Genomic DNA, 2,008 nt, shown 5'->3' on the forward strand with positions numbered 1-2,008 from the left:
CAGGGCGGCGAGCGTCTCGACCAGGGCGGTGGCGGCCGCGGGATCCAGCGGCGCCAGGAACGCCCGGTCCACCTCTTCGCGCGCCCGCTCCGCCGCGGACAGCGTGCGTTCACCCTCCGGGGTGAGGGTGACGACGTTGCGCCGGCGGTCACGGTCGCTGCGGTGGCGCTCCACGTACCCCTTCTCCTCCAGCGCGTCGACCACGCCGACCATGCTGGTGCGGTCCATGCCGATCCGCTCGGCGATCTCCATCTGCGACGACTCCCGGCCGTCGGCCTCGATGGCGACCATGACCCCCAGCTCACGCGGGTGCAGGCGGTAGGGCGCGAGCGCCTCCGTCATCTCGGCGGCGAGGCGGGCGTGGGCCTGCTTGAGCAGGTAGCCGAGCCGGCCGGCCAGGGCATCCGGGAGAGGCGCGTGCTTCATGGAATAAGCGTATCCAGGGCTGATGTTCAGCGATACTGACGATCTGCCTTACTGACGATGTCCACCGACGAGCCCAAGGAGCGCGCCGCGCCATGAGCGATGCCTCTTCTCCCCCTTCTCCTCCCTCCTCCCCTTCCGCCTCCCCCGGGGCGATAGGGACCGCGTCGCCCGCCGCACCCGGCGGACCGGACGACGCTCCCGACCCCCGCCGCTGGTGGGGCCTGGTGGTCATCGCCCTCGCCCAGCTGATGGTGGTGCTCGACGCCACGATCGTGAACATCGCGATGCCTTCCGCCCAGAAGGCGCTGGACATCGGTGAGGGCGACAAGGCGTGGATGATCACCGCCTACACCCTGGCCTTCGGCGGCCTGCTGCTGCTCGGCGGCCGCGTCGCCGACCTGGTGGGCCGCAAGCGCACCTTCGTCATCGGCCTGGTCGGCTTCGCCGTCGCCTCCGCGATCGGCGGAGCGGCCCAGACGCCCGGCATGCTCTTCGCGGCACGGGCGCTGCAGGGTGTCTTCGGCGCGCTGCTCGCCCCGTCGGCCCTCTCCCTGATGACCACGACCTTCACCGACCCGCGCGAGCGGGGCAAGGCGTTCGGCATCTACGGCGCGCTGGCGGGCGCGGGCGGCGCGGTCGGACTGCTGCTCGGCGGCATCCTCACCGAGTACCTCGACTGGCGCTGGTGCCTGTACGTGAACATCCCGATCGCCCTCGTCGCGGTGATCGGTGCCTCGGTGCTGCTGCACGACCGCCCGGGCCACCGTGAGGCCCGGCTGGACGTCCCCGGTGTGCTGCTCGGCTGCGGCGGTCTGGTCGCCGTGGTCTACGGCTTCTCCGAGGCCGAGGCGCTGGGCTGGAGCGACTCCGAGGTGCTGACCCTCCTGATCGGCGGCGCGCTGCTCCTGGCCGGCTTCGTCCTGTGGCAGTCCCGGACGGCCACCCCGCTGCTGCCGCTGCGGGTGCTGGCCGACCGCGACCGGGCGGGCAGCTTCCTCACCATGGGCCTCGCCACCATCGGCATGTTCGGCCTGTTCCTCTTCATGACGTACTACCTGCAGGGCATCCTCGGGTACTCCCCCGTGAGGACCGGCCTGGCCTTCCTGCCGATGTCCGCCGCGATCATGATCGGCTCCACCCAGATCTCCGCACGCCTGCTGCCGCGCACCCCGCCGCGGCTGCTGATGGTGCCCGGCATGCTGCTCGGCGCGGCCGGCCTGTCCCTGCTCACGTTCCTGGAGGTCGACTCCGACTACGTGACCCACGTCCTGCCGGGCATGCTGCTCCTCGGCCTCGGCATGGGCCTGACGTTCATGCCGGTCTTCTCCACCGCCACCCACGGCGTCCGTCCGCAGGACGCGGGAGTCACCTCGGCGATGGTCAACACCTCGCAGCAGGTGGGCGGTTCGCTGGGCACCGCGCTGCTGAACACCCTCGCGGCGTCGGCGACCGGCAGCTATGTGGACGCCCACCTGACCGGCGGCGCCGACCAGGCGCGGGTGCTGCGCGAGGGCATGGTGCACGGCTTCACCCAGGCCCTGTGGTGGGGCGTCGCCGCGATGCTCCTCGCCGCGCTCGCCGC

The 2,008-nt window shown here is 72.1% G+C and carries 2 protein-coding genes; one reads left to right on the forward strand and one right to left on the reverse strand.

Translation table 11 applies throughout. From position 1 onward, the window contains the following. A partial coding sequence (locus HW445_RS28615; protein ID WP_180223747.1) for a MarR family winged helix-turn-helix transcriptional regulator occupies positions 1-426 on the reverse strand: 426 nt, incomplete at its 3' end. Between the two features lie 92 nt (positions 427-518). On the opposite strand from HW445_RS28615, the gene HW445_RS28620 reads away from it, so the two are divergent. Then, positions 519-2,008, forward strand: a 1,490-nt coding sequence (locus HW445_RS28620; RefSeq protein ID WP_180223748.1) for an MFS transporter, incomplete at its 3' end; no start/stop codon positions are given.

The sequence above is a fragment of the Streptomyces sp. UH6 genome (genome assembly GCF_013421635.1).
Classification (GTDB): Bacteria; Actinomycetota; Actinomycetes; order Streptomycetales; family Streptomycetaceae; genus Streptomyces; species Streptomyces abyssomicinicus.